This window comes from Amycolatopsis sp. NPDC054798 (assembly GCF_053611505.1).
Map to the genome: position 1 here is coordinate 11444 of NZ_JBSHAM010000053.1, position 21784 is coordinate 33227.

Consider the following 21784-nt stretch of genomic DNA (forward strand, 5'->3'; position numbering starts at 1 on the left):
CCGCAGCCTCCGCAGACCCCGCAGCAACCGACCCCGAGAGCGCAATGAACCACCCACCACCGCCAGCTTTCCGCAACAGATCTCGGTTCTCGGGGCACTTTTCGATCGATACCGTGGCTCGAAGTCGACAGTGGCGTCACAATGAATCACTAGGAGCCGCCCGGTGAGCACCCCCTCCTCCAGCACAGCACGCGGGAGGCTCGGCACCGCGATGCTGCGCCGCAAACCGGTCACCGACCTGGTGGACGAGGCGGACCACGGGCCGCTGAAGCGGTCGCTCGGGCTCAGTCAGCTGACCATGCTCAGCATCGGGGCCACCCTGGGCAGCGGGATCTTCGTGGTGCTCGGCGAGGCGGTTCCGGTGGCCGGGCCCGCCGTCGTCGTCTCGTTCGTGCTGGCCGGGATCACCGCGTTGTTCTCCGCGCTTTCCTACGCCGAACTGGCGGGCATGATCCCGCTCTCCGGCTCCTCGTATTCCTACGCGTACGCGACTCTCGGCGAGCTGGTCGCCTGGGTGTGCGGCTGGTGCCTGGTGCTGGAGTACGGCGTCTCCGTCGCGTCGGTCGCGGTCGGATGGGGACAGTACGTCAACGAGTTGCTGCACCTGGCGTTCGGCGTCGCGTTGCCGGAGGCGCTCAGCGGGCCGCCGGGTGATGGCGGGCTGGTCAACATTCCGGCGATTGTCGTGGTGCTGCTGGCGATGGTGCTGCTGCTGTCCGGCGCGAAGGAGAGCGCGCGGGCGAACGCGGTCATGGTCGTGGTGAAGATCGGCACGCTGATTCTGTTCTGCGCCATCGCCTTCACCGCTGTCCGGGCACAGAACTTCACGCCGTTCCTGCCGCTCGGCCTGGCCGGGATGAGCGCGGGCGGGGCGAAATTGTTCTTCTCCTATATCGGGTTCGACGCCGCCTCCACCGCCGGAGAGGAGGCGCGCAACCCGCAGCGCGACCTGCCGCGCGCGATCCTGCTGTCGCTGGCCATCGTCACCGTGCTCTACTGCCTGGTCGCCGTCGCCGCGATCGGCGCGCTGCCCTGGCAGGAGTTCGGCGACAAACAAGCCGCGCTGTCGCACGTGCTGACCACGATCTCGAACAACCCGCTCTGGGCGATCCTGCTCGCGATCGGCGCGATCGTGGCGATCTCCAGCGTCGTGCTGACCGTCCTTTACGGACAGACGCGGATCCTCTTCGCCATGTCCCGCGACGGGCTCGTGCCGAAGTCGCTCTCCACGGTCCACCCGAAAACCGGCGTGCCGCGCACCAACACTCTCGTGGTGTCCGGGTTCGTCGCGGTGCTCGCCGCCTTCATCCCGCTCGGCAAGCTCGCCGACGCCACGAGCATCGGGACGCTGTTCGCGTTCGGGCTGGTCAACGTCGCCGTGCTGATCCTGCGCAAGCGCCGTCCCGAGGCGCAGCGTTCCTTCCGGGTGCCGTTCTCGCCGGTCACTCCGATCCTCGGGGTCATCTGCTGCGCCTACATGATGTTCAGCCTCGACGGGGCGACCTGGGTCGTGTTCGGCGCGTGGATGCTGCTCGGCCTCGTCATCTACTTCGGCTACAGCATCCGCCGATCCCGGCTGGCGGAGGTCAAATGATCATCACCGTCCACCAGGGACCGCACGACCGGCTGCCCGAAGCGATGGCCGCCGCGGCCGAGCGCGGCGCCGAACTGCTCGTGACTGCCGAAATGAGCACCACCGGGTACAACATCGGCGCGAAAGCCGTCGCCGAGCTAGCCGAACCCTCGGACGGGCCGCGGGCCGCCGAGCTGGGCGCATTGGCTGCCAAGCACAAGATCGGGCTGGTCTACGGCTATCCCGAGCGCGACGGCGACGTGGTGTACAACTCGGCGCAACTGCTGTCCGCGCAAGGGGAACGGCTCGCCAACTACCGCAAGACCCACCTGTTCGGCGACCTCGACCGCGACCAGTTCTCGCCTGGCGACGAGCCAGTGGTGCAGGCCGACTTCAACGGCCTCCGCGTCGGCCTGCTGATCTGTTATGACGTCGAGTTCCCCGAACTGGTCCGCGCGCACGCGCTCGCGGGCACGCAGGTGCTGCTCGTACCCACCGCCTTGATGCGGCCGTACGAGCGCGTCGCCGATTTGCTCATTCCGGTTCGTGCGCACGAAAGCCAGCTGTACGTCGTGTACGCGAACCGCTGTGACACCGAAGGCAACCTGAGCTACTGCGGTCGCTCGACAGTCGCGTCGCCGGACGAAGTCGTCGCGAAGGCTGGGCCGGACGAAGAGTTGCTGTTCGCCGACCTCGACCCCGCCGTGCTCGTTCAAGCGCGCACCGAAACCCCGTACCTGGCCGACCGACGGCCGTCGCTGTACCGCTCTCTCACCGAAGGACCCCGGGCATGACCTCCGCAGTTCCCGCCGCGATCCACGCCGAGGAACCCCCCGGCCGGCCGATCACGATGTTCGGCCCCGATTTCCCGTTCGCCTACGACGACTACCTAGCGCATCCGGCCGGGCTCGGCACGGTGCCGGAGCAGGTGCACGGCACCGAGGTCGCGGTGATCGGCGGCGGGCTCTCCGGCATCGTGGCCGCCTACGAGCTGATGAAACTCGGGCTGCGGCCGGTCGTGTACGAGATCGACGGGATCGGCGGACGGCTGCGGACGCACCGCTTCCCCGGCCTGCCCGACGACGTGGTCGCCGAGATGGGCGCGATGCGGTTCCCGCCGTCGTCGACGTCGCTGTTCCACTACATCACCAAGGCCGGGCTGGAAACCACGCCGTTCCCGAACCCGCTTTCGCCCGCGACGCCGAGCACGGTGGTCGATCTCAAGGGCCGCAGCCATTACGCGCGCGCGCCGGAAGATCTGCCCGACGTGTACGGCGAAGTGGCGCGGGCGTGGCAGCGCACGCTGGACGAGCACGCGTCGTTCGCGGAGATGCAGACCGCGATCCGCAATCGCGACGTCGCGACGGTCAAAAAGATCTGGAACGAGCTGGTGCCCCGGCTCGACAACCAGACCTTCTACGGATTCCTGTGCGATTCCCCGGCCTTTTCCTCGTTCCGGCATCGAGAGATCTTCGGCCAGGTCGGATTCGGCACCGGCGGCTGGGACACCGACTTCCCGAACTCGATTCTCGAAATCCTCCGGGTCGTTTACACCGGCGCGGACGACGAGCACCGCAGCATCGTCGGCGGCAGCGAGCAGCTTCCCCGGCGGCTGTGGGAGCACGTCCCGGACAAGCTCGCGCATTGGCCGTCCGGCACGAATCTGGCCGCATTGCACGAAAACGGCCAGCCGAGGCCCGGGGTCACCCGGCTGCACCGCACCGCGCCGAACAACGTCACCGTCACCGACGCCTCCGGCCACATCCGCACGTTCGCGGCAGCGGTGTTCACCGCGCAGAGCTGGATGCTGCTGTCGAAGATCGAATGCGACGAGGCGCTGTTCCCGATCGACCACTGGACCGCGATCGAGCGCACGCACTACATGGCGTCCTCCAAGGTGTTCGTGCCGGTCGACCGCCCGTTCTGGCTCGACCGCGACCCGGCGACCGGCCGCGACACGATGAGCATGACGCTCACCGACCGGATGCCGCGCGGCACCTACCTTCTCGGCGACGACCCGGATCGGCCGGCAGTGATCTGCCTGTCCTACACGTGGGCCGACGATTCGCTGAAATGGCTGCCGCTTTCGGTGTCCGATCGCGTCGAGGTGATGCTTCAGTCGCTGCGCGAGATCTACCCCGGCGTCGACGTGCGGCGGCATATCGTGGGCGATCCGGTGACCGTGTCCTGGGAGGCGGAACCGCATTTCATGGGCGCGTTCAAGGCGAACCTGCCCGGGCATTACCGGTACCAGCACCGGCTTTTCACGCACTTCGTGCAGGATTCACTTCCTGAGCGCTATCGCGGTTTGTTCCTTGCAGGCGACGACATCTCGTGGACGGCGGGCTGGGCCGAGGGCGCGGTGCAGACCGCGCTCAACGCGGTATGGGGCGTGCAGCGGCACTTCGGCGGCGCGAGCGATCCGGCGAATCCCGGTCCGGGCGACCGGTTCGCGGACCTCGCGCCGATCGAGCTTCCGGACTGACCGGGGCCGTCAACCCATACCGCGCGGTAGCAGCCGAACGTGTTTCCGCCGCGACATTCGGGCCCGTTAATCCACCGTACTGAACCGATCATGCCAAACTGATGCCATGAGCACCGATCCGGCGCCGAAGTGGCGGCGACTCGAACCGGACGAACGCAAAGAGCAGATCTACGCCTGTGCGGCGCGGCTGTTCGGCGAACGACCGTATTCGGAAGTGTCCACTTCGGACATCGCGGCCGAGGCAGGCGTGGCCCGCGGACTGATCAATCATTATTTCGGAACGAAAAGGGAGTTGTACCTCGAAATAGTTCGGCGTGCGCTTACTGTGCCGCGGATTGCGGTGCAGATTCTGCCCGAGGGGCCGCTGGAAGTACGCGCGGACGCCGCCATCGACTGGCTGCTCGACATGGTGCGCGGGCAGGAGAAGCTGTGGCTCGCCGCGATCGCGCCGGAGGGCATCGGCCGCGACCCCGAGGTGGACCGGATCGTCGCCGAGGCCGACCGCGCGTCGGCGGACCGCGTCCTGGAAGCGGTCGGGCTGTCCCGCGACAGCGCGCACGGCGAGGAGCTGAACGCCGCCGTGCGCGCCTTCGCCGGCATGGTGAAGGCGGCGGGCCGCGAGTGGCTCGTGCACCGCTCGCTGGACCGCCACCAAGTGCACACCCTGCTGACCATGTCGCTCGTGACGGTGGTGGGCCAGGTCTTCCCCGCGATCCAGCATCCGCCCCGGCACTGAGCTGCCGGAAGGAGAACCCCCGGCACCACGAGGGGGGAGGAAAGTGCCGGGGGCCCCTTCCGGAGGCGAGGCCCCCGGTAGCTGTCCACGCTACGCCGGGAAAGCGTCGAAACGGTGTCGCTCGGCGCAGCGGCTGCCCGACTTTTCACCACGACCACGCGGACGGCCCAGTGCGGACGCCCATGCGGAGCAATTTCGCGAATTTCAGGCGCGGAGCTGGGCCAATCGGCACGCCAGCCCGTCGAGGCAGCTGCGGATCGCGAAGTCGAACAGTCGCGGATGGTAACCGGCGGCCGCCTCGGGGTCGCTGAGCAGTTCCTGCATCGCGGCACCGTGCGCGGCCATGCCGGGCAGGTCCTCGCGGTCGCGGTAGGCGGCGTACTCCTCGGTGTTGTCCAGGCGCAACCCGAGGCTGCAGTCCCGGTCGTCCTCCAGCGCGACGTACTGGCACGCGGTGGTGGTGAGCATGGTGTAGGCGAGGGAACTCTCGTTTCCGAAGCCCGCGTCCATCAGGATCCGCACGCCGCGGTCCACCGTGGGCGTGGCGGCCTCGACCGACGGGCCGAACGACGCCATCCGGCGCGCCGCGCCCGGATGCTTGCGCAGCACCTCGCGCAGGCCGGTCAGCAGCTCGACGAACCACTCCTGCCACTCCAGCCCGTCGTCAGGCAGCCGCAGCTGGCCGACGACCCGGTCGAGCACCGCGCACACCACCGCGTCCCGGTCCCCGACGTGGTGGTAGACGACCGCCGGGTAAGCGCCGATCGCGGCGGCCAGCTGCCGCAGCGTCCAGTTCTCCAGCCCGCGCTCGACGGTGAGCTTCACCGCCGCGTCGATCACCTTCTTCGCGGTGACTGCGGGCAGCCCGGCGGCTGAACGGGACCGGGCGCGCTGTCCGGCACGCGAAGTCGGCATGCCGTGCACCGTAACCGGCGACCGGTCCGCGCGGCCACACGCGGTTCCGTGCTGCGGCATGATCGGGGCATGCCACGCGCACAGGCCAACGGCCTCGAACTCGAGTACGACACGTTCGGCGATCCGGCCGCCCCGCCGGTCGTCCTGGTGATGGGGCTCGGCGCCCAGATGATCACCTGGGAGGAGGGTTTCTGCGAACTGCTCGCGAGCCGCGGCTTCCACGTCGTGCGCTTCGACAACCGCGACGCGGGCCTGTCCACCTGGTTCGACGAGCTGGGGACGCCGGACCTCGCCGGGATCGTCGCGGGCACGGAGAAGGCTCCGTACCTGCTGCCGGACCTCGCGGACGACACCGCCGGGCTGTTCGACGCGCTCGGTTTCGCGAAGGCGCACGTCGTCGGCGCTTCGATGGGCGGAATGATCGCGCAGCAGCTCGCGATCGACCACCCGGACCGGCTGCTGAGCCTGACGTCGATCATGTCGACCACCGGCGACCCGTCGGTCGGCCAGGTCTCCCCCGCCGCGCTGGCGACGCTCACCAAGCCGGTCCCGGAAACCCGCGAGGAACAGATCGAGCAGAGCGTCGCGAACTACCGCGTGACGGGGTCGCCGGGCTATCCGGCCACCGAGGAATACCTGCGGCGCAAGGCAATCCGGAGCTACGACCGGGGACGGCACCCGGTCGGGATGCAGCGGCAGGCCGCGGCCGTCGTCGCGTCGGGCGACCGCACTGAACGACTGCACGACGTCCGCTTGCCGACGGTTGTGCTGCACGGCGACTCCGACGTGATGATCGACGTCAGCGGCGGGAAGGCCACCGCGGCGGCGATCCCGGACGCGGAACTGGTCATCGTCCCCGGCATGGGCCACGACCTGCCGGAACCGCTGTGGCCGGAGATCGTGGCCGCGATCGTCCGCGCGACCGCCCGCGCCTGAGGGGTCAAAACACCGTCAAAAACGAACGCCGCGGCGTACAGAATCCGTCCGCGCGCACTGCTTTACGCGCCCGCGCGAGGTGCCATGGGGCATGCGTACTGAAGGACGGCTGGCAGGCGGATTCGGTTTCCCGCTCGGTTGTGTCGCGGCAGTGACGGCCGCGATCGCGGCGTACCTCGCCGGGGCCGCCGCCCATCCGGGCTACGCCGTCGTGGCCGTCGCGCTCGCGGTCGGCGCAGTGGCAGTGATCACGACCCCACTCGCCGCGGCCGGGGTCGCGGCTGTGGGCTGGGCAGTGCTTTCCGGCTTCGTCTACGGCCGGTCCGGCGATCTGGTTTTCGACGCGACGACCGGCTGGGTCGCGGTGATCTTGGCTGGTACGGCGGTGTCTGGGCTGATCGCGGGAGCCGGATGGCGCGCGGCTCAACGGGTTCGCCCAGTCGCCGCGGACGCTGTCGTGCCGGCGCCGCGACGGTCTGCCGAACCGAGCCACCGCCGGGTGGCATCACTCTGAAATAGCTCGCCAAGGTGCGCGAAGGGTGCCAGTCTGACGGGGTATCACGTCGTCACCTTCGGAGGTCAGCCATGAGTGAAGCGCAACCGGCACCCAGCGACGGGGAGGGCGACGTCAAGCGGCAGTTCCGCGAGGCGCTGGAACGCAAGCAGGCCAAGGCCCGCGAGGGGGCCGCGCACGAGAACGCCGGGCAGCAGAGCCAGCACGCGCACGGGCCCGCGGCGAACAAGCGGACGTTCCGGCGGAAGAGCGGCTGATTCCTTCGGGGGGCCTGGTTACGCGGGGCGCCCCGAAGCCTGATTGCGACTACGGGCGGAGGGTGCTGGTCGAGGCGGGAAAGATGCCTTGACCAGCACCCTCCGCCTGTGTTTTGGCTGCGTATCGGGGTGCGGGGGCGGGTCTGGCTGCCTGGGCTGGGGGTTGGTGCGCGGGCTGCGGTTTCGGGGGCGGCTTGGCCGCCTGGCTCGGCGGGGGCGCGTCGGCGGCGGTTGAGAGGCGGGTGGGGCTAGCGCCCCAATGTGGCATTGGGTGCACGTGACGCACCGAACGCCACATTGGGTGCATGCGGCGCACCCAATGCCACATTGGGGCGCACCGGGACGCGGCGGCTGGGCTGGCCGTGAAGGGCCCCTTGGCACGCGGAACATGCGAGAGCACGCGGAGCGTTCAAGAGAAATCCCAGTTCGTGAAGGGGTCCTTCACGACGTTGCTTGAGTCGTGAGGGGAACCCTGAAGGAATCAGATTCCCCCAGGGTTCCCCTCACAGCCCTTCGCGGAGTTACACCGTGAGGATCGAACGCAGGCGGCCGACGTCGGTCATCCGGCGTTCGGCCAAGCGGTCGGCAGCGGCGGCCGGAGGCACGCCGTCGGCCTTCGCCAATTCGTACACCGCCTTGGTGGTGTCGAAGATGGCTGCCGTTTTGCGTTGGGCGCGGGCGAAGTCGAAGCCGTGCCGTTCGTCGTCCACCTGGATCACGCCGCCCGCGTTGACCAGGTAGTCGGGGGCGAACAGGATGCCGCGGTCGTTCAGCAGCTTGTCGACGCCGGGGTGCGCGAGCTGGTTGTTGGCCGCGCCGCACACGATCCGGGCGCGCAGGGCGGCCACGGTCTCGTCGGTGAGCACCCCGCCCATCGCGCACGGCGCGAACACGTCCAGTTCGGCGCCGATCAGGGTGTCCACATCGGACACCACCTCGACGCCGGGGTACGCCGCGCGGGTGCGTTCCACGGCGCTGGGCGCGACGTCGGTGATCACCACGTGCGCGCCGGCCTCGATCAGGTGGCCGACGAGGATGTGCCCGACCTTGCCGACCCCGGCCACGCCGACGCGGCGGCCGGTCAGTTCGGGGACGCCCCACACCTGGTCCGCGGACGCGCGCATGCCCTGGTACACACCGAAAGCGGTGAGCACGGAGGAATCGCCGGCACCGCCGTCCTCCGGCGAACGGCCGGTGACGTGCCGGGTTTCGCGGGCGACCACGTCCATGTCGCGCACGTAGGTGCCCATGTCGCAGGCGGTGATGTAGCGGCCGCTGAGCGATTCCACGAAACGGCCGTAGGCGCGCAGCAGCGATTCGGACTTCAGCGTATTCGGGTCGCCGATGATGACGGCCTTGCCGCCGCCGAGGTCGAGGCCGGCGAGTGCGTTCTTGTACGCCATTCCCTTGGAGAGCGCGAGAACGTCGTCCAGCGCGGCGTCCTCGGTGGCGTAGGGGTAGAACCGGGTGCCGCCGAGGGCCGGGCCCAAAGCGGTGGAGTAGATGCCGATGATGGCTTTCAGCCCGCTGGCCTCGTCGTGGCAGAACACGACTTGTTCATGGCCGCTGTGCCGGCCGAACACGCCTTCGGTCACGGTGGTGACTCCTTTGTCTCCCACGCGGCTCGTGGCCGCGCAAATGTGTGAACGGTGCGCACCGGGAAACGGGGGTTGCCCGTTCCACAGTGCACACCGTCAACCTACTTCGCCGTTCTCCGGGCCACCACCCGCCTCCGGGCAGCTTCACCCCAGATCCGCGACAGCTTCCCGGAGTGTGGACATCGCCGTTTCGAGCTGTTCATCGGACAGATACGGCGCGGGGCCGAACCGGAGGTAATGGCCCCGGCTGTCGGTCCGCACGCCGCGCGCGGCCAGGCGTTCGCACAGTTGCCCGGCGACCGGGCTGCGCAGCGAGAGGAACCCGCCGATGCCGCCGGCCGGGGTTTCCCGGTCGCGGGTGACGACGTCCTCGGGGAGGTCGAGGCTGTCGAAGCAGCGAGCGAGCAGGCCGACCTGATGCTGCGACACTTCGCGAAGGAACTCGGCAGTGAGTCCGTGCTCGGCGAAGAACCGTTGCACCCGTACGCCGCGGTAGTGGCTCGACGGGTCGTAGGTGGCTCCGGCGAACCGGTCGCCGCCAGGGGCGTACGCGACTTCGTCGGGGCGGCGTTCGTCGGCGAGTGCGCCGAATTCCGCGTACCAGCCAGTAATAACCGGGCGCAGTTCCTGCGCGTGCGCGGGCAGCCGCAGGAAGCAGTTGCCTTCGCCGAGCTGGAGGTACTTGTAACCGCCGCCCAGCACCCAAGCGTTGGTGAGCCCGAGGTCGTGCAGCGGGAACGGGACCGCGCCGAGAGCGTGATAGGCGTCGACGACCAGCTCGACCGAGCGGCTCCGGCACGTTTCAGCCAGATACGCGAGACCCGGCACGATCCAGGACGTCTCGAACAGCACTGCCGACGTGAGCACCGCGGCGGTGCGGTCGTCGACCTGGTCGGCGAGCCGTTCGGCCAGCGTCGCGACCGGGGCGGCGGGCACACGGACGACCTCGACGCCCTCCTCGGCCAACCGCGTGAGCTGACGGCGCAGCGTGTGGAATTCGCCGTCTGTGGTGACCAATCGGGGACGCTTCCGCAGCTCGATCGCGGACAGGAACCGCAGCACGAGTTCATGCGTGTTCTGGCCGAGCGCGTAGTCGCCGTGCGGATCGGACAGCCACTGCCGGAACCCGTTCCGCAGCTCGCCGGCCTTCACGAACGCCCGGCCCCACTTCTCGTCCACCTCCTCCGCGGCGTCGGCGAACGCTTCGCGCAGGCCCTCTTCGGCGACGTCCGGCCAGGCCTGGTGCGAATGCGCGGACAGCAGCAGCCGGTCGGCGACGCGGAACCGCGAGTAATGCGGGGCAAGCGCGTTTTCCTTGGCGCGCAAGGACTCCACTGTGGTCACAACCGGCTCCGAACGGCCCACAGGTCCGGGAACATCGGGTTGAACAGCGTGGTGCGCAGGTAGGTCGCGCCGGACGAACCGCCGGTGCCGGTCTTGTCGCCGATCGTGCGTTCGACCATTTTCACGTGCCGGTAGCGCCATTCCTGCAGGCCCTCGTCGAGGTCGACCAAGGCTTCGGCGAGCACCGACGGGCCGCCGTCGTCGTGGTAGACCTTCAGCAGCACTTCCTGCAGTTCCGGCGACGGCTCCAGCGGACGGGTCACGTCGCGGTCGGTGGCCACCGGGTAGCCCTTTCCGGACAGATAGGTCAGGAAGGAGTCGAACACCGACGGACGGCGCATCGCGTCCGCGATCCGGGTGCGCTGCTCGCCGCCGTCCGGGTAGTGCGCGAACACGCGTTCGTCGCGGCGGCCGAGCACCGCCTCCAGTTCGCGGAACTGGCCGGACTGGAAACCGCTCGAAGCGTCGAGGCGGGCGCGGAAGCTGGTGAACTGGCTGGGCGTCATCGTCTCCAGCACGTCGATCTGCGCGACCACCACCTTCAGCACGGTCAGGATGCGGCGCAGCGTGCGGATCGAATGCGCGGTGTTGCCCGCTTCGAGGTTCTCCTGCAGGAACGCGGCCTCGTGCAGGATCTGCTTGAACCACAGCTCGTAGACCTGGTGGATCACGATGAACAGCAGTTCGTCGTGTTCGTCCGAGCGCGGGCGCTGCGCGGCGAGCACCTCGTCGAGCGCCAGGTAGGACGTGTAACTGAGCGCGGCTCGCGTGTCGTCTGTTCCGGTCATGGGATTCCTCATCTCGTGGACAGGGTGCGGTCGAAGTGGCGCTGAGCGGGTGGCGCGAGCGCCGAATACAGGTCGTGGAACAGCTTGACCGCCGCGGCCCGGGTCTCCGGGGCGGGGATCAGCTCGGCGGGCAGTTCCGGGTCCAGCGAAGGGAATTCGCGATAGGTGTGCACCAGGCGGGTGCGCACGAGAAACGCTTCCGCGTCGCCGAGGTCGCCCGGGCAGTCGCCGAATTCGGCGACGAACACGGCGTACCGGGCGGACAGCCCGTCGAGGTCCCAGGCCCGTCCGGCGAGCCGCCGCACGTCGAGCGCGGCGGACGGGGTGCCGAGCATCAGCCCGGCGTGTTCGGCGACTTCGAGTTCGGCGAGCAGGGCGAGCACCTCGGCCTCGCGGTCGTGCGGGGCGAGCCAGGTGCCGTCCTGGACCGGGCCGAAGCCGAGGAACCGCAGCCGCCGCACCAGCCGTTCGCGGGATTTGCGCCGGGTTTCCGGGATGTTCTGCCACAGCACGGTCCAGGTCCCGGCCGGTTCTTCGCGACGGCCGAGGCCGAAGATCCGCCGGTCGCCGTCGTCCAGCAGGGCGACTGTGCGCGGGGTGAGCGAATAGTGCACCAGCCTGCCCTCGCGATGCCGGGACAGCAGGCCGCGGCGCACCAGCCGGGTCAGCGCGATCCGGGCCGCGCCGTCGGAGAACCCCAGCTCGTGCAGCAGCGCGACGAGGCCGCCGGACCACACGCGCCTGCTTTCGCGCGGGCGCACGTAGCTGCCCAGCAGCGTCATCACGAGCTCCTGGGGCGTGCGGGCGGGTTCGGTGTCGGGCACGAGGCAACTCTATACACCCCAGCCCGCTGCGGTGTAGCTTTCGGGAGTGAGCAGTTTTTCGGAGCGGGTCGTCGTGGTCACCGGCGGCACCCGCGGCATCGGCGCGGCCGTCGCCGAGCGGTTCCGCAGCGCTGGCGCGACGGTGCACTCCCCCGGCCGCGCCGAATGCGACGTGACCGACGAAGCCGCCGTCCGCGCGTACTTCTCCCAGCTCGGACCGGTCGACGTGCTGGTCAACAACGCTGGAGTGTCCTCAAGCGCACCACTGGCGAAGACGGCCCTTGACGACTGGCGCGGCCAGTTCGAGGTGAACGCGACCGGCGCGTTCCTGTGCACCCGCGAGGTGTTGCCGGGGATGCGCGAACGCGACTTCGGGCGGATCGTCACGGTCGCGTCGACGGCCGGTCTGACTGGGGCGCGCTACACCTCGGGCTACACCGCGTCGAAGCACGCGGCAGTCGGCTTGATGCGCGCGGTAGCGGCGGAGGTGGCGGGTACGGGCGTCACGTCGAACGCGGTGTGCCCGTCGTTCGTCCGCACCGACATGACCGCGACGTCGGTCGCCCGGATCCGCGAACGCACCGGCCGCGACGAAGCCGACGCGGAAGCCGCGCTCGCCGCCGCCTCCCCGCTCGGACGGCTGCTCGAACCCGGCGAAATCGCTTACGCCGTGGCCTTTTTCGCCGCCCCGGAAGCGGCCGCGATCAACGGACAGACCCTCGTACTCGACGGTGGAGGAATCCAGAAATGAGCCCGTTCCGCGCCAGTGCCCCGCTCACGAAATCATGGGAGCACTTCGAGTTCACAGTGGACGACGGGGTCGCGACGGTGACCTTCGACCGGCCGGAAAAGCTCAACGCGCTCACCTTCGACGTCTACGCCGACCTGCGCGACCTCGTCGCCGAACTGCCGCACCGCGGCGACGTGCGGGTGCTCGTGCTCACCGGGAAGGGCCGCGGGTTCTGCTCGGGCGGCGACGTCGAGGAGATCATCGGCGAGCTGCAGAAAATGGACACCGCGGAACTGCTGGAATTCACCCGGATGACCGGCGCGGTGGTGAAAGCCATGCGCGAAACGCCAATCCCGATCATCGCGGCGATCAACGGCGTCGCGGCCGGTGCCGGTTCGGTGCTCGCGCTGGCCAGCGATTTCCGGCTGCTGGCCGAATCGGCGAAGTTCGCGTTCCTGTTCACGAAGGTCGGGTTGGCGGGCGCGGACATGGGTTCGGCGTATCTGCTGCCGCGCCTGGTCGGTCTCGGCCGTGCGACGGAACTGCTGATGCTAGGCGACAAACTCCCCGCGGCGCGCGCCGAAGCGATCGGGCTGGCGAACCGGGTCGTGCCCGACTCCGAACTCGCCGGCGAGGCCGCCGCACTGGCGCGACGGCTCGCGGACGGCCCGGCGCTGGCGTACTCCACCACCAAGGTACTGCTGACCCGCGAACTCGACAGCGACCTCGGCAGCTCGATCGAGCTGGAAGCGATCACGCAAGCACTTTTGATGACCGCCAAGGACCACAAGGAGTTCTACGCCGCCTGGGCCGCCGGTCGCAGTCCACAGTGGACCGGTCGCTGACCGTCCGTGAAGGGCTCCTTGAGGGAATCTAAGTCCCTCAAGGAGCCCTTCACGGACAACTCATCAGAGTTCGGTGTAGGCGACCGCGTTTTCTTCCAGGGAGCCGAACCACAGCCGGCCGTGGTATTCGCGGATGCCCACCAGCATGCGGAATCCCGGGATCTCGCCGCGCAGTTCCCGCACGACCGCACCGTCCGGGGTGACCGCGACCGCGCCCACCCGGGGTTTCGGCGCTGGCTGCAGAGCATCCGGCAACGCGCGGACCGCCGTCCGGACCGCGGTGGGGAGACGGCGCACGACGTCGAGGGCACGCAGCCGCGGACTGGCCTCGGTGATCCAGATCAGGCCGTCCGAACCGGTCGCGATGTTGTCCGGGAAGCCCGGCAGATCGTCGATCAGAACGTCGCGGTCGCCCGCGCGCGGACCAGTCAGCCAGACCCGGCTGACCCGGCACGCGCCGGTTTCGGCGACCGCCACGAAGGATTCGTCCGGCGGCAGCGCGACGCCGTTCGCGAACTGGAGGCCGTCGGCGAGCAGGTCGATCTCGCCGTCCGGGGTGCGGCGCAGCAGCCGTCCGCCCGCAGTCTGCTCGATGAGGTCGTCACGCCAGTTGTCGATGCCGAAACGACGCGAGGAATCCGTGAAATAGACCGTGCCGTCGGCGGCGACCGCGGCGTTGTTGCAGAACACGAAGTCCAGCCCGGCCCCGGACGTCGCGAGCGTCGTGGTCTCGCCGCCGCTCAGCGGCATGGTCAGCAAACCGGCGCGGGCGTCGCAGATCAGCAGTTCGTCGTCGCCGTACAACTCCAGGCCGAGCGGGCGGCCGCCGGTGTCGCCGATCAGGTCGATCCGCCGTCCGTCCGGCGAAACGCGCAGGATCCGGCCGTCGTCGACGCCGGTGTAGACCCGGCCCTCGGCGTCCACGACCACGTCTTCGGGACCGTGCCCGTTCACCGGGACGATCGTGACCTCGCCGAACTGCACGCCAGCCTCCTACCGGTAGCTGAGCAGCCGCGCCGTCTCGCCTTCGAGATGCGGATGCTCGTTGAAGGACAACAGGGTCACGCCGCCGCGACCGGACGTCAGCTTCGTGATGCCGGTGTTCACGGTGACGCGGTTCAGCTTCAGCAGCCCGGGCCCGGGCGTGCCCAGCAGCGCTCCGGCGACCGCGCCCAGCACGCCGCCGGAGGTGAACACGAGCCCGTTTTCGCCCTTCCCCAGCGAACCGGCCAGTTCGGCCAGCGCCGCCGTGCAGCGGTCGAGGAAAGCGGGCCAGCTTTCCGCACACGGGCCGCTGTCGCCGGAATCGACCCACGCGGTCAGCGCGGCGTCCAGCAAGCGCTGGTACTCGCGCGCGTCCTGTTGTGGCGCACCGCCCGCGTAGCGCCGTCCGATGTCGACGTGGTCGTATTCGTTCCAGCGTTCGTCCTCGATCACCGGCACGTCGCAGCCGAGCGCCTTCAACGCCGTCGCCGCGGTGTCCCGTTGCCGGGCCAGCGTTCCCGAGCGCACCTGCGCGAACTCGACCCCGCGCCGCTTCAGCTCCGCACCGACCAATGTGGACTGTTCGAAACCCAGCGGCGACAACGCGTCGTAATCCGCCGCGCCGAACGACGCCTGGCCGTGCCGGATCAGGTAGATCGCACCCATCTATGCCGTCCCGTCAGGAAAACATCCGCAGCAACCGGCCAGGAATCAAGCGTACCGCGAGACTCAGCGGAACCCAGGGCCACGAAGGCACGTACGCGCGCTTCGGTTCCGCTTCGATCGCCTTGACCAGCGCGTGCGCACCGGCTTCGGCCGACACCATCAGCGGATTGCGCTTCGTCGAGCGCGCGGTCATCTCGGAGCTGATGTAGCCGGGCCGGACGTCGGTGACCGTGATGCCGTGGCCGCTCAGCTCCAGCCGCGCGCCGTCGGCGAACGCGGAGATCCCGGCCTTCGACGCGGAGTACGCGGTGAGGTTTCCGGGGAAACCGCGCAGCGCCATGAACGACGAGATCACCGCGAGGTGCCCGTCGCGCTGCTCGCGGAAGATTCCCGCCGCCGCCTCGATCTGGGCGACCGCGCCGACGAGATTGGTTTCGAGCGTCTGCCGGTTGGCGTCGAACCGGCCCGCACCGACCGGCTGGCCCTTGCCGAGCCCGGCGTTGACGATCACGCGGTCGAGTCTGCCGAGTTCAGTCCGGAATTCCTCGAACACCTCGAAGACGCGGGCGTGGTCGGTGACGTCGAGCGCGCGGGTGACGACGGTGATTCCCGGGTACGCGGCCCGCAGTTCGGCGGCAAGGCCGTCGAGCCGTTCGGTGCGCCGGGCGCACAGCGCGAGATTGCGGCCGCGGGCGGCGAACTGCCGGGCCATTCCCTCGCCGAGCCCGGAGCTGGCTCCGGTGATCAGGATGTTCTGCCGCAAGACCATGCCCGGAGCCTACCCGCTGGTAACCGCCCGCGCGGTCCCGTGTGACCGCGAAGGCGGCGAGGATTTCCCGGCGGCAGGAAATCGCGTTCCGCGATCCGCGACCGGCTGGTCGGCATGCTGAATCCGAAGGAATTCCGCCGTGTCCTGCCGCCGGAAAGCGGGAAGGGATGACCGGTGGCCCGGCCTCTGGGGGCATGCCGGGCCACCGGTTCCGGGCGCGGCCGCCGGCCGGGCGCGGGGCGCGGTCCGCGCTGCCGGGGCCGAGGATCCGGACGCGCCGGGGGCGGCGCGTTCCGTCCTGGCCATGGAAGCGCGACAGCGCAGGTCACGGCAATGGTTCACAGTTGCCAGTACTAGCCCGTTCGTCCGAGTCCCGAGGCGGTGCGCCTGGTCCGGCGGCTGCTACCGTGCCTGTGTCGGGCTCGGCACGGTCGGTTACCTATGGGGGCGGTCGGCGGGAAATGGCGCAGCGACAGGCGGACCAAGCCGGTCCGGACACCGCCGGAGGTGCCCGGACCGCGTTCGCGAGCGCGCTGCGCGCCGCGATCGGAGCCAGCGGGCTTTCCCTCGACCGGATCCAGGCGCGGCTGCGCGCCCGCGGCGCGACGGTCAGCGTCACCGCGCTCAGCTACTGGCAGTCGGGCAAACGCCAGCCGGAACGGGCCGGCTCGCTGTCCGCGGTGCGGGTGCTGGAGGAAATCCTCGACGTCCCCGACGGAGCGCTGCTCGGTTTGCTGCCGCCGCCCCGTCCGCGCGGCGCGAGCAAACGCGACCGGGCGGGCGAGGAACCGGTCACCTTCACCCGCGAGATCCTGCAGCCGCTGCTGGAACGCGTCGGCGCTCCGGACGCACTGGACCAGCAGCACCAGCTGAAGCTCATCGGCCTGCACGACCGCTGCGACATCGCGGCCGACGGCGGCCAGCGCGCGGTCACCTCGCGCGCGGTGTTCCAGTCCGGTGCGGACGGTCAGGACCGCTGGCTGCTGGTGTACGCGCAAGGCGACGCGACGGCGGTGCCGGAGCTGGAACCGGTGCGCAACTGCCGCGTCGGCCGCGCCGAAGTGGACGACGACCACGGCATCCTGGTGGCCGAACTGCTCTTCGACCGCGCACTGGAACGCGGCGAGACGCATCTCATCGAGTACACCCTGCGCAACGCCGGGCCGCCGTACCCGCAATGCCGGGCGACGCACTACCGCGAATTCCGCCGCCCGGTCCGCGAGTACCTGCTGGAGGTCCGCTTCGACCCGACCGCCGTTCCCGCCCGGTGCTGGCAGTACGCGAACGCCACCGACGAAGCCCCGTCCCGACGCCGGCTGCGGCTCGACAGCGGCAACGGGGTGCACGCGATCGCACTGGACTTCGGGCCGGGGATCTTCGGCATCGGCTGGGGCTCGTGACTCCGGCCGCGGAGCTGCGCGAGCTGACCGTCGAGGTCGACACCGGGCACTGGCGCGAGACGGTGCTGGACTCGGTGTGCCTGGTGGTGCCAATGGGACGGATCACCGCACTGCTCGGCGAATCCGGATGCGGCAAATCCATGGTCGCGGCGGCGTTGACGGGTTCGCTTCCTCCGGTGGCGCGCAGCACTGGCGACGTGCGCGTCGCTTGCAGCGTCGGATTGGTGCCGCAGTCCGGGGTCACGGCGTTCGCCGCGGAGCGCACCGTCGGCGCGCAACTGCACGAACGTCAACAGCTGTATCGCGGCCGGAGCGTCGAGGACGCGTGCAAGGCAGCGGCCTGCCCGACCGAGACGCTGGACCTCTATCCGCACCAGCAGTCCAGCGGGCAGATCCAGCGGGCCGCGCTCGCGGCGGCCCTGCTGTCCGAACCGGATCTGCTCGTGGTGGACGAACCCAGCGCCTCCCTCGACCGCGGCACCGCCTACGAGGTGTGGGCCGGCCTGCGCGCTTATGCCGACACCGGCGCCGCCGTGCTGACCATTACCCACGACGGCGCACTGCTGACGGAGACCGGAGTCGCCGACGCGATGGTGTTCATGCGCGACGGACGCACCATCGCTGCCGGGTCACCCGCAGAGATACGTGCCCTCGCGGATCCTTACGTGCAGGGCTTTTTCCCGTGACCGCGCTCAGCTCAGCTTGGTCCGCAGCACCTTCCCGGTAGCGTTGCGCGGCAGTTCCTCCAAGAACTCGACATCCCGGGGCACCTTGTAGCGCGCCAGGTTCGCCTTCACGTACTCGCGCACGCCGTCCTCGTCCAAGGTCGAGCCTTCGGTGCGCACCACGAACGCCTTGAGCCGCTCGCCGAAGTCCGGGTCCTCGACGCCGATCACCGCCGCCTCAAGGACGTCTTCGCGCTCCACCAAGAGGTTCTCCACCTCGATCGGGAACACGTTCTCGCCGCCGGAGACGATCATTTCGTCGTCGCGGCCGTCGATGAACAGGAGACCGTCCTCGTCGAAATGCCCGACGTCTCCGCTGGAGAGCAGGCCGTCGATGATCTCCTTGTTGCGTCCGTCGGTGTAGCCGCCGAAGCTGAGCCCGCTGCCGACGAACACCCGCCCCGTCACGTGCGGCTCGGTGATTTTGGCACCGTTCTCGTCGTACAGCGCGACGCGACAGCCGACCGGCGCGCGTCCGACCGTGCCCGGCGCGCGCTTCCAGTCCTCCGGCGTCGCAACCGTCGCCACGGCGACTTCCGTCGAGCCGTACAGGTTGTGCACGACGTCACCGAATTGCTCGTTCGCCCGGTTGCCGAGATCCGGCGACAGCGCGGACCCGGCGACGAAGATGATCCGCAGGCACGAAGTGTCGTAACGGTCGAGGACCTCCTTCGGCAGGTCGACGATCCGCTGCAGCATTGTCGGCACCAGTACGAGCGCGGTGCACCGATGCTTCGCGACGCCCTTCAGCGTGGCCTCGGGATCGAACTTCCGGCGCATCACCACTGTGCAGCCAAGCGCGAAGCTGAGGATGAACTGCGACAGCCCCGTGCCGTGGAACAGCGGGGCGCCCATGAAGGTCGCTTCGCCGGAGCGCAGCGGAATGCGGTCCAGGAACTGTGCCGAGGCCAGCGCGGACGTGTGCGGTCGCGGAGCGCCCTTGGGGGTGCCGGTGGTGCCGCTGGTGAGCAGCACGAATCCGCCGGGTTTGGCGGGCGCGGGCAGCGGCCGGTCGTCGGTGCTGGCGATGATCTCGGCGAGCACTGGGATCTCGTGCCCGCCGGGTTCGTCCACCCAGGCCAGATAGCGGTCGACGCTGTCGTCGATCGCGTCGAGCAGGCCGGTGAACTCCTGGTCGTAGACGAGCGCGGTGACGCCTTCGCGCTTGGCGACGTCGGCGAACTGCGGTTTGGCGAAACCGGTGTTCATCAGCAGCAGCCGCGCGCCGAGCTTGCCCGAGGCGGCCATCGTGAGCACGAGCCCGCGGTGGTCGCGGCACAGCGCGGCGATCACCGAACCGGGGCCGAGGCCGCGCTGGGACCAGGCGCGGGCGAGCGCGTTGGACTGGTCGTCGAGCTGCTTGAAAGTGAGCGGGCCGAGGTCGTCGACGATGCCGACGGCCGTCGAATCGCGCCGGGCCGCGATGTGGTTCGCGCCGGCGAACGGGCCGTACTTGCGGATCGCGACGAGGGACCGCAGGCCCTCGTCGAGCCGGGGGAACGGCACGAGCCCGGCGCGGCGCATCACCTCGACGCTGCGCACGGTCTCGGTCAGCTTGCCTGCCACCTGGCCGGCCAGCTCGGCCACACTCATCCGGGCACCTCCATTGCTGCGGCGGGAGCGCCCACGCCGACGGCTCCGTACCGCCGGTATGGGAGTTACTCGACAGTAAAGCAAGGCCCGGCCGCGCACCAGTGCCCGGCCGGGGCGGAAATCGCCGGTACCGGTGACTGGCTGTCCGTGAAGGGCTCCTTGCCGGAATCCGAGGCCCTCAAGGAGCCCTTCACGGACGTCGGGGGCAGGGTCGCGGACCAGGCGCGCGGAAATTGTCGGTGCTGGTCCGCACAATGTGACGGTGCAGGTGATCACCGGCCGGGAGGAAGACTCCGGCTACACGATCGAGGGCCCCGCGGGGACCCTCCGCGGGCTGTCGCGCGCCGACTGGGCCGACGAGGTGCGTCGGCTGGAGGCGGCGGAGAGCCCGCGCTGGGTGCTGCCCTCGGCCGAGGAGATCTACCCCGCGCTGGTCGAGGCCGGGGTGCGGCTGGGCCGATGCCACGACCTCTCGCTGGCCGAAGGGCTGCTGCTCGCCTACGAGGGCAGGGAAGGCGAATCACGCAGTTTGCGGGCAGCGTGGGCGCGGGCGAACGGGGAGGAACCGCCCGACGACGGCCCGGCCTTCGGCGAGGACGCGCAGCCCACGCTGTTCTCCCCGCGCGGCCCCGGCCTGCCGCCGGGGGTCACCGTCGTGGACGCGGCCCGGCGAGTCCTGGCCGAACAAGAGAAACGCGTCGCCGCCACCGAGGCCCCCGCCCGGATGCGGCTGCTGCTCGCGGCCGAATCGGCGAGCGCGCTGGCCGCCGCGGAGATCTCCGCCGCCGGGCTGCCCTGGCGCGCCGACCGGCACCTGCAGTTGCTGGAAGAACGCCTGGGCCCGCGCGTACCCGCCGGTCAGCGTCCGAAGGCCCTCGTCGACCTCGCGGCGAAAATCTCGGCGGCGCTGGGCGGACGGCCGGTCAACCCCGACTCGTCGGCCAGCGTCGTGCGCGCGCTGGCCAGGGAGGGCATCGAGATCCCGGCGGCGCGGAAATACCTGTTGCAGGACATCGACCACCCCGTGGTCGCGCCGCTGCTGGAGTACAAGGAACTGTCGCGGCTGCACTCGGCCAACGGCTGGGCGTGGCTGGACGAATGGGTCAGCGACGGGCGATTCCGGCCGCACTACGTGGTCGGCGGCGTGGTGTCCGGCCGCTGGGCCACCCGGGGCGGCGGGGCGCTGCAGATCCCGCGCGCACTGCGCTCGTGCGCGTCCGCGGACCCCGGCTGGAAACTCGTCGTAGCCGACGGCGCGCAGCTGGAACCACGCGTCCTCACCGCCCTGTCCGGCGACCGCCGCTTGGCCGAAGTCGCCGCGGCCACTGATTTGTACGCCCGTCTCGCGGAAGCGCTGTTCTCCGGCACCCGCTACGTCCCGCTCCGCCCCGGAGACACGCGAGACGACCGTTCCCGCGCGAAGATCGCCATGCTGTCCGCGATGTACGGCGGCACCTCCGGCGAGGCCGGGCCGCTGCTCGCCTTGCTGCGCCAGCGTTTCCCGGACGCGGTGTCCTATGTGGAGCGTGCAGCCGCGGCGGGCGAACGGGGCGAACGGGTGCGGTCCCGGCTGGGCCGTACGTCACCGGCCCCGTCCGCCGCCTGGCGAGCCTTGACCGGCGGCCTCACCGAGGACGAGGCAACGGAAACCCGCGCCCGCCGAGCGTCGCGCAGCTGGGGGCGGTTCACGCGGAACTTCGTGGTGCAGGCCAGTGCGGCTGACCTGACCGCGGTCTTGCTGGCGACTTTGCGCGGCCGGCTGCCCGCTCCGGCGCACCTGGTGTTCTTCCTGCACGACGAGGTGATCGTGCACGCACCGGCGGAACTGGCGGACGAGGTCGCGGAGATCGTGGAGACGGCGATCCAGGAATCCGCCCGGCTGGTCTTCGGAGAGGCGTGCCCGGTGCGGTTTCCGATGCACGCGAAGCCGGTGGACACGTATGCGGAGGCCAAGTGAGGCGGGTGAGATTCTGACATTTTTCGCACGCACCAAAGGCTGCCCGCCCAGCGGATCATCCGGATGGTCTTGGCGGGTTTCCCGGCCCGCGCCCGGTATCGCCGCGAACCGGCTGCTGGCCAGCCGCTCGCGCGGGTCAAGAGGC

The 21784-nt window shown here is 69.9% G+C and carries 21 protein-coding genes; 12 read left to right on the plus strand and 9 right to left on the minus strand.

Annotation, left to right across the window (positions count from 1 at the left end):
- Window positions 1-211 precede the first annotated feature (211 nt).
- From ACWGIC_RS28415 to ACWGIC_RS28430, 4 genes are all read left to right on the plus strand, one after another.
- Window positions 212-1594 carry an amino acid permease gene (locus ACWGIC_RS28415; RefSeq protein WP_452079030.1) on the plus strand — a complete coding sequence of 461 codons (1383 nt, stop codon included), beginning with the start codon at window positions 212-214 and terminating at the stop codon, window positions 1592-1594.
- Window positions 1591-2367, plus strand: coding sequence for a carbon-nitrogen hydrolase family protein (locus ACWGIC_RS28420; RefSeq protein WP_452078983.1), 777 nt, complete (start codon window positions 1591-1593; stop codon window positions 2365-2367). The genes ACWGIC_RS28415 and ACWGIC_RS28420 overlap by 4 nt, the downstream gene beginning before the upstream one ends.
- Complete coding sequence (locus tag ACWGIC_RS28425; RefSeq protein WP_452078984.1) at window positions 2364-4058, plus strand: flavin monoamine oxidase family protein; 1695 nt, start codon at window positions 2364-2366, stop codon at window positions 4056-4058. Before ACWGIC_RS28420 ends, ACWGIC_RS28425 begins: the two co-directional genes overlap by 4 nt.
- Before the next feature lie 106 nt (window positions 4059-4164).
- Window positions 4165-4794, plus strand: a complete 630-nt coding sequence (locus ACWGIC_RS28430) for a TetR/AcrR family transcriptional regulator (protein WP_452078985.1) — start codon at window positions 4165-4167, stop codon at window positions 4792-4794.
- Between the two features lie 204 nt (window positions 4795-4998).
- Here ACWGIC_RS28430 and ACWGIC_RS28435 read toward each other — a convergent pair whose 3' ends face one another.
- The gene (locus ACWGIC_RS28435; protein ID WP_452078986.1) at window positions 4999-5709 is read right to left on the minus strand and encodes a TetR/AcrR family transcriptional regulator; all 711 of its coding nucleotides are present in this window, start codon (window positions 5707-5709) and stop codon (window positions 4999-5001) included.
- Between the two features lie 69 nt (window positions 5710-5778).
- On the opposite strand from ACWGIC_RS28435, the gene ACWGIC_RS28440 reads away from it, so the two are divergent.
- The 3 genes from ACWGIC_RS28440 to ACWGIC_RS28450 all read left to right on the plus strand — a co-directional run bounded on the left by ACWGIC_RS28440 (window position 5779) and on the right by ACWGIC_RS28450 (window position 7416).
- Window positions 5779-6645, plus strand: coding sequence for an alpha/beta fold hydrolase (locus ACWGIC_RS28440; protein WP_452078987.1), 867 nt, complete (start codon window positions 5779-5781; stop codon window positions 6643-6645).
- Between the two features lie 91 nt (window positions 6646-6736).
- On the plus strand, window positions 6737-7159 hold the full coding sequence (locus ACWGIC_RS28445) for a hypothetical protein (protein ID WP_452078988.1): 423 nt from the start codon (window positions 6737-6739) through the stop codon (window positions 7157-7159).
- 71 nt (window positions 7160-7230) lie between these two features.
- Window positions 7231-7416 (plus strand): DUF5302 domain-containing protein, encoded by a 186-nt coding sequence (locus ACWGIC_RS28450; protein ID WP_452078989.1) that lies wholly within the window; start codon window positions 7231-7233, stop codon window positions 7414-7416.
- 521 nt (window positions 7417-7937) lie between these two features.
- Here the strand turns inward: ACWGIC_RS28450 and ACWGIC_RS28455 are convergent.
- From ACWGIC_RS28455 to ACWGIC_RS28470, 4 genes are all read right to left on the minus strand, one after another.
- Window positions 7938-9011 (minus strand): Glu/Leu/Phe/Val dehydrogenase dimerization domain-containing protein, encoded by a 1074-nt coding sequence (locus ACWGIC_RS28455; RefSeq protein ID WP_452078990.1) that lies wholly within the window; start codon window positions 9009-9011, stop codon window positions 7938-7940.
- A 147-nt stretch (window positions 9012-9158) separates the two neighbouring features.
- On the minus strand, window positions 9159-10358 hold the full coding sequence (locus ACWGIC_RS28460) for a kynureninase (RefSeq protein WP_452078991.1): 1200 nt from the start codon (window positions 10356-10358) through the stop codon (window positions 9159-9161).
- On the minus strand, window positions 10355-11146 hold the full coding sequence (locus ACWGIC_RS28465; RefSeq protein ID WP_452078992.1) for a tryptophan 2,3-dioxygenase: 792 nt from the start codon (window positions 11144-11146) through the stop codon (window positions 10355-10357). Before ACWGIC_RS28465 ends, ACWGIC_RS28460 begins: the two co-directional genes overlap by 4 nt.
- Window positions 11147-11154: 8 nt before the next feature.
- On the minus strand, window positions 11155-11928 hold the full coding sequence (locus ACWGIC_RS28470; RefSeq protein WP_452079031.1) for a PaaX family transcriptional regulator: 774 nt from the start codon (window positions 11926-11928) through the stop codon (window positions 11155-11157).
- Window positions 11929-12016: 88 nt separating this feature from the next.
- Between ACWGIC_RS28470 and ACWGIC_RS28475 the strand changes: the two genes are divergently transcribed.
- Window positions 12017-12721 carry an SDR family NAD(P)-dependent oxidoreductase gene (locus ACWGIC_RS28475; RefSeq protein WP_452078993.1) on the plus strand — a complete coding sequence of 235 codons (705 nt, stop codon included), beginning with the start codon at window positions 12017-12019 and terminating at the stop codon, window positions 12719-12721.
- Entirely contained in the window at window positions 12718-13545 is an 828-nt protein-coding gene (locus ACWGIC_RS28480; RefSeq protein ID WP_452078994.1) for an enoyl-CoA hydratase family protein, read from the plus strand. Before ACWGIC_RS28475 ends, ACWGIC_RS28480 begins: the two co-directional genes overlap by 4 nt.
- Window positions 13546-13608: 63 nt before the next feature.
- Here ACWGIC_RS28480 and ACWGIC_RS28485 read toward each other — a convergent pair whose 3' ends face one another.
- Genes ACWGIC_RS28485 through ACWGIC_RS28495 form a run of 3 tightly spaced genes read right to left on the minus strand, consistent with a single transcriptional unit; the run spans window position 13609 to window position 15964 of the window.
- On the minus strand, window positions 13609-14529 hold the full coding sequence (locus tag ACWGIC_RS28485) for an SMP-30/gluconolactonase/LRE family protein (RefSeq protein ID WP_452078995.1): 921 nt from the start codon (window positions 14527-14529) through the stop codon (window positions 13609-13611).
- A gap of 9 nt (window positions 14530-14538) precedes the next feature.
- Window positions 14539-15195 carry a histidine phosphatase family protein gene (locus ACWGIC_RS28490; RefSeq protein ID WP_452078996.1) on the minus strand — a complete coding sequence of 219 codons (657 nt, stop codon included), beginning with the start codon at window positions 15193-15195 and terminating at the stop codon, window positions 14539-14541.
- A 13-nt stretch (window positions 15196-15208) separates the two neighbouring features.
- The gene (locus ACWGIC_RS28495; RefSeq protein WP_452078997.1) at window positions 15209-15964 is read right to left on the minus strand and encodes an SDR family oxidoreductase; all 756 of its coding nucleotides are present in this window, start codon (window positions 15962-15964) and stop codon (window positions 15209-15211) included.
- A 461-nt stretch (window positions 15965-16425) separates the two neighbouring features.
- On the opposite strand from ACWGIC_RS28495, the gene ACWGIC_RS28500 reads away from it, so the two are divergent.
- Together ACWGIC_RS28500 and ACWGIC_RS28505 are read left to right on the plus strand one after the other, a co-directional pair.
- The gene (locus ACWGIC_RS28500; protein ID WP_452078998.1) at window positions 16426-17364 is read left to right on the plus strand and encodes a hypothetical protein; all 939 of its coding nucleotides are present in this window, start codon (window positions 16426-16428) and stop codon (window positions 17362-17364) included.
- A complete protein-coding gene (locus tag ACWGIC_RS28505) occupies window positions 17361-18050 on the plus strand; it encodes an ATP-binding cassette domain-containing protein (RefSeq protein WP_452078999.1) in 690 nt (229 codons plus the stop codon). The genes ACWGIC_RS28500 and ACWGIC_RS28505 overlap by 4 nt, the downstream gene beginning before the upstream one ends.
- A 6-nt stretch (window positions 18051-18056) precedes the next feature.
- Here ACWGIC_RS28505 and ACWGIC_RS28510 read toward each other — a convergent pair whose 3' ends face one another.
- Window positions 18057-19682, minus strand: a complete 1626-nt coding sequence (locus tag ACWGIC_RS28510; RefSeq protein WP_452079000.1) for an acyl-CoA synthetase — start codon at window positions 19680-19682, stop codon at window positions 18057-18059.
- 262 nt (window positions 19683-19944) lie between these two features.
- On the opposite strand from ACWGIC_RS28510, the gene ACWGIC_RS28515 reads away from it, so the two are divergent.
- Complete coding sequence (locus tag ACWGIC_RS28515) at window positions 19945-21639, plus strand: bifunctional 3'-5' exonuclease/DNA polymerase (protein ID WP_452079001.1); 1695 nt, start codon at window positions 19945-19947, stop codon at window positions 21637-21639.
- The last annotated feature ends 145 nt before the right edge of the window (window positions 21640-21784 follow it).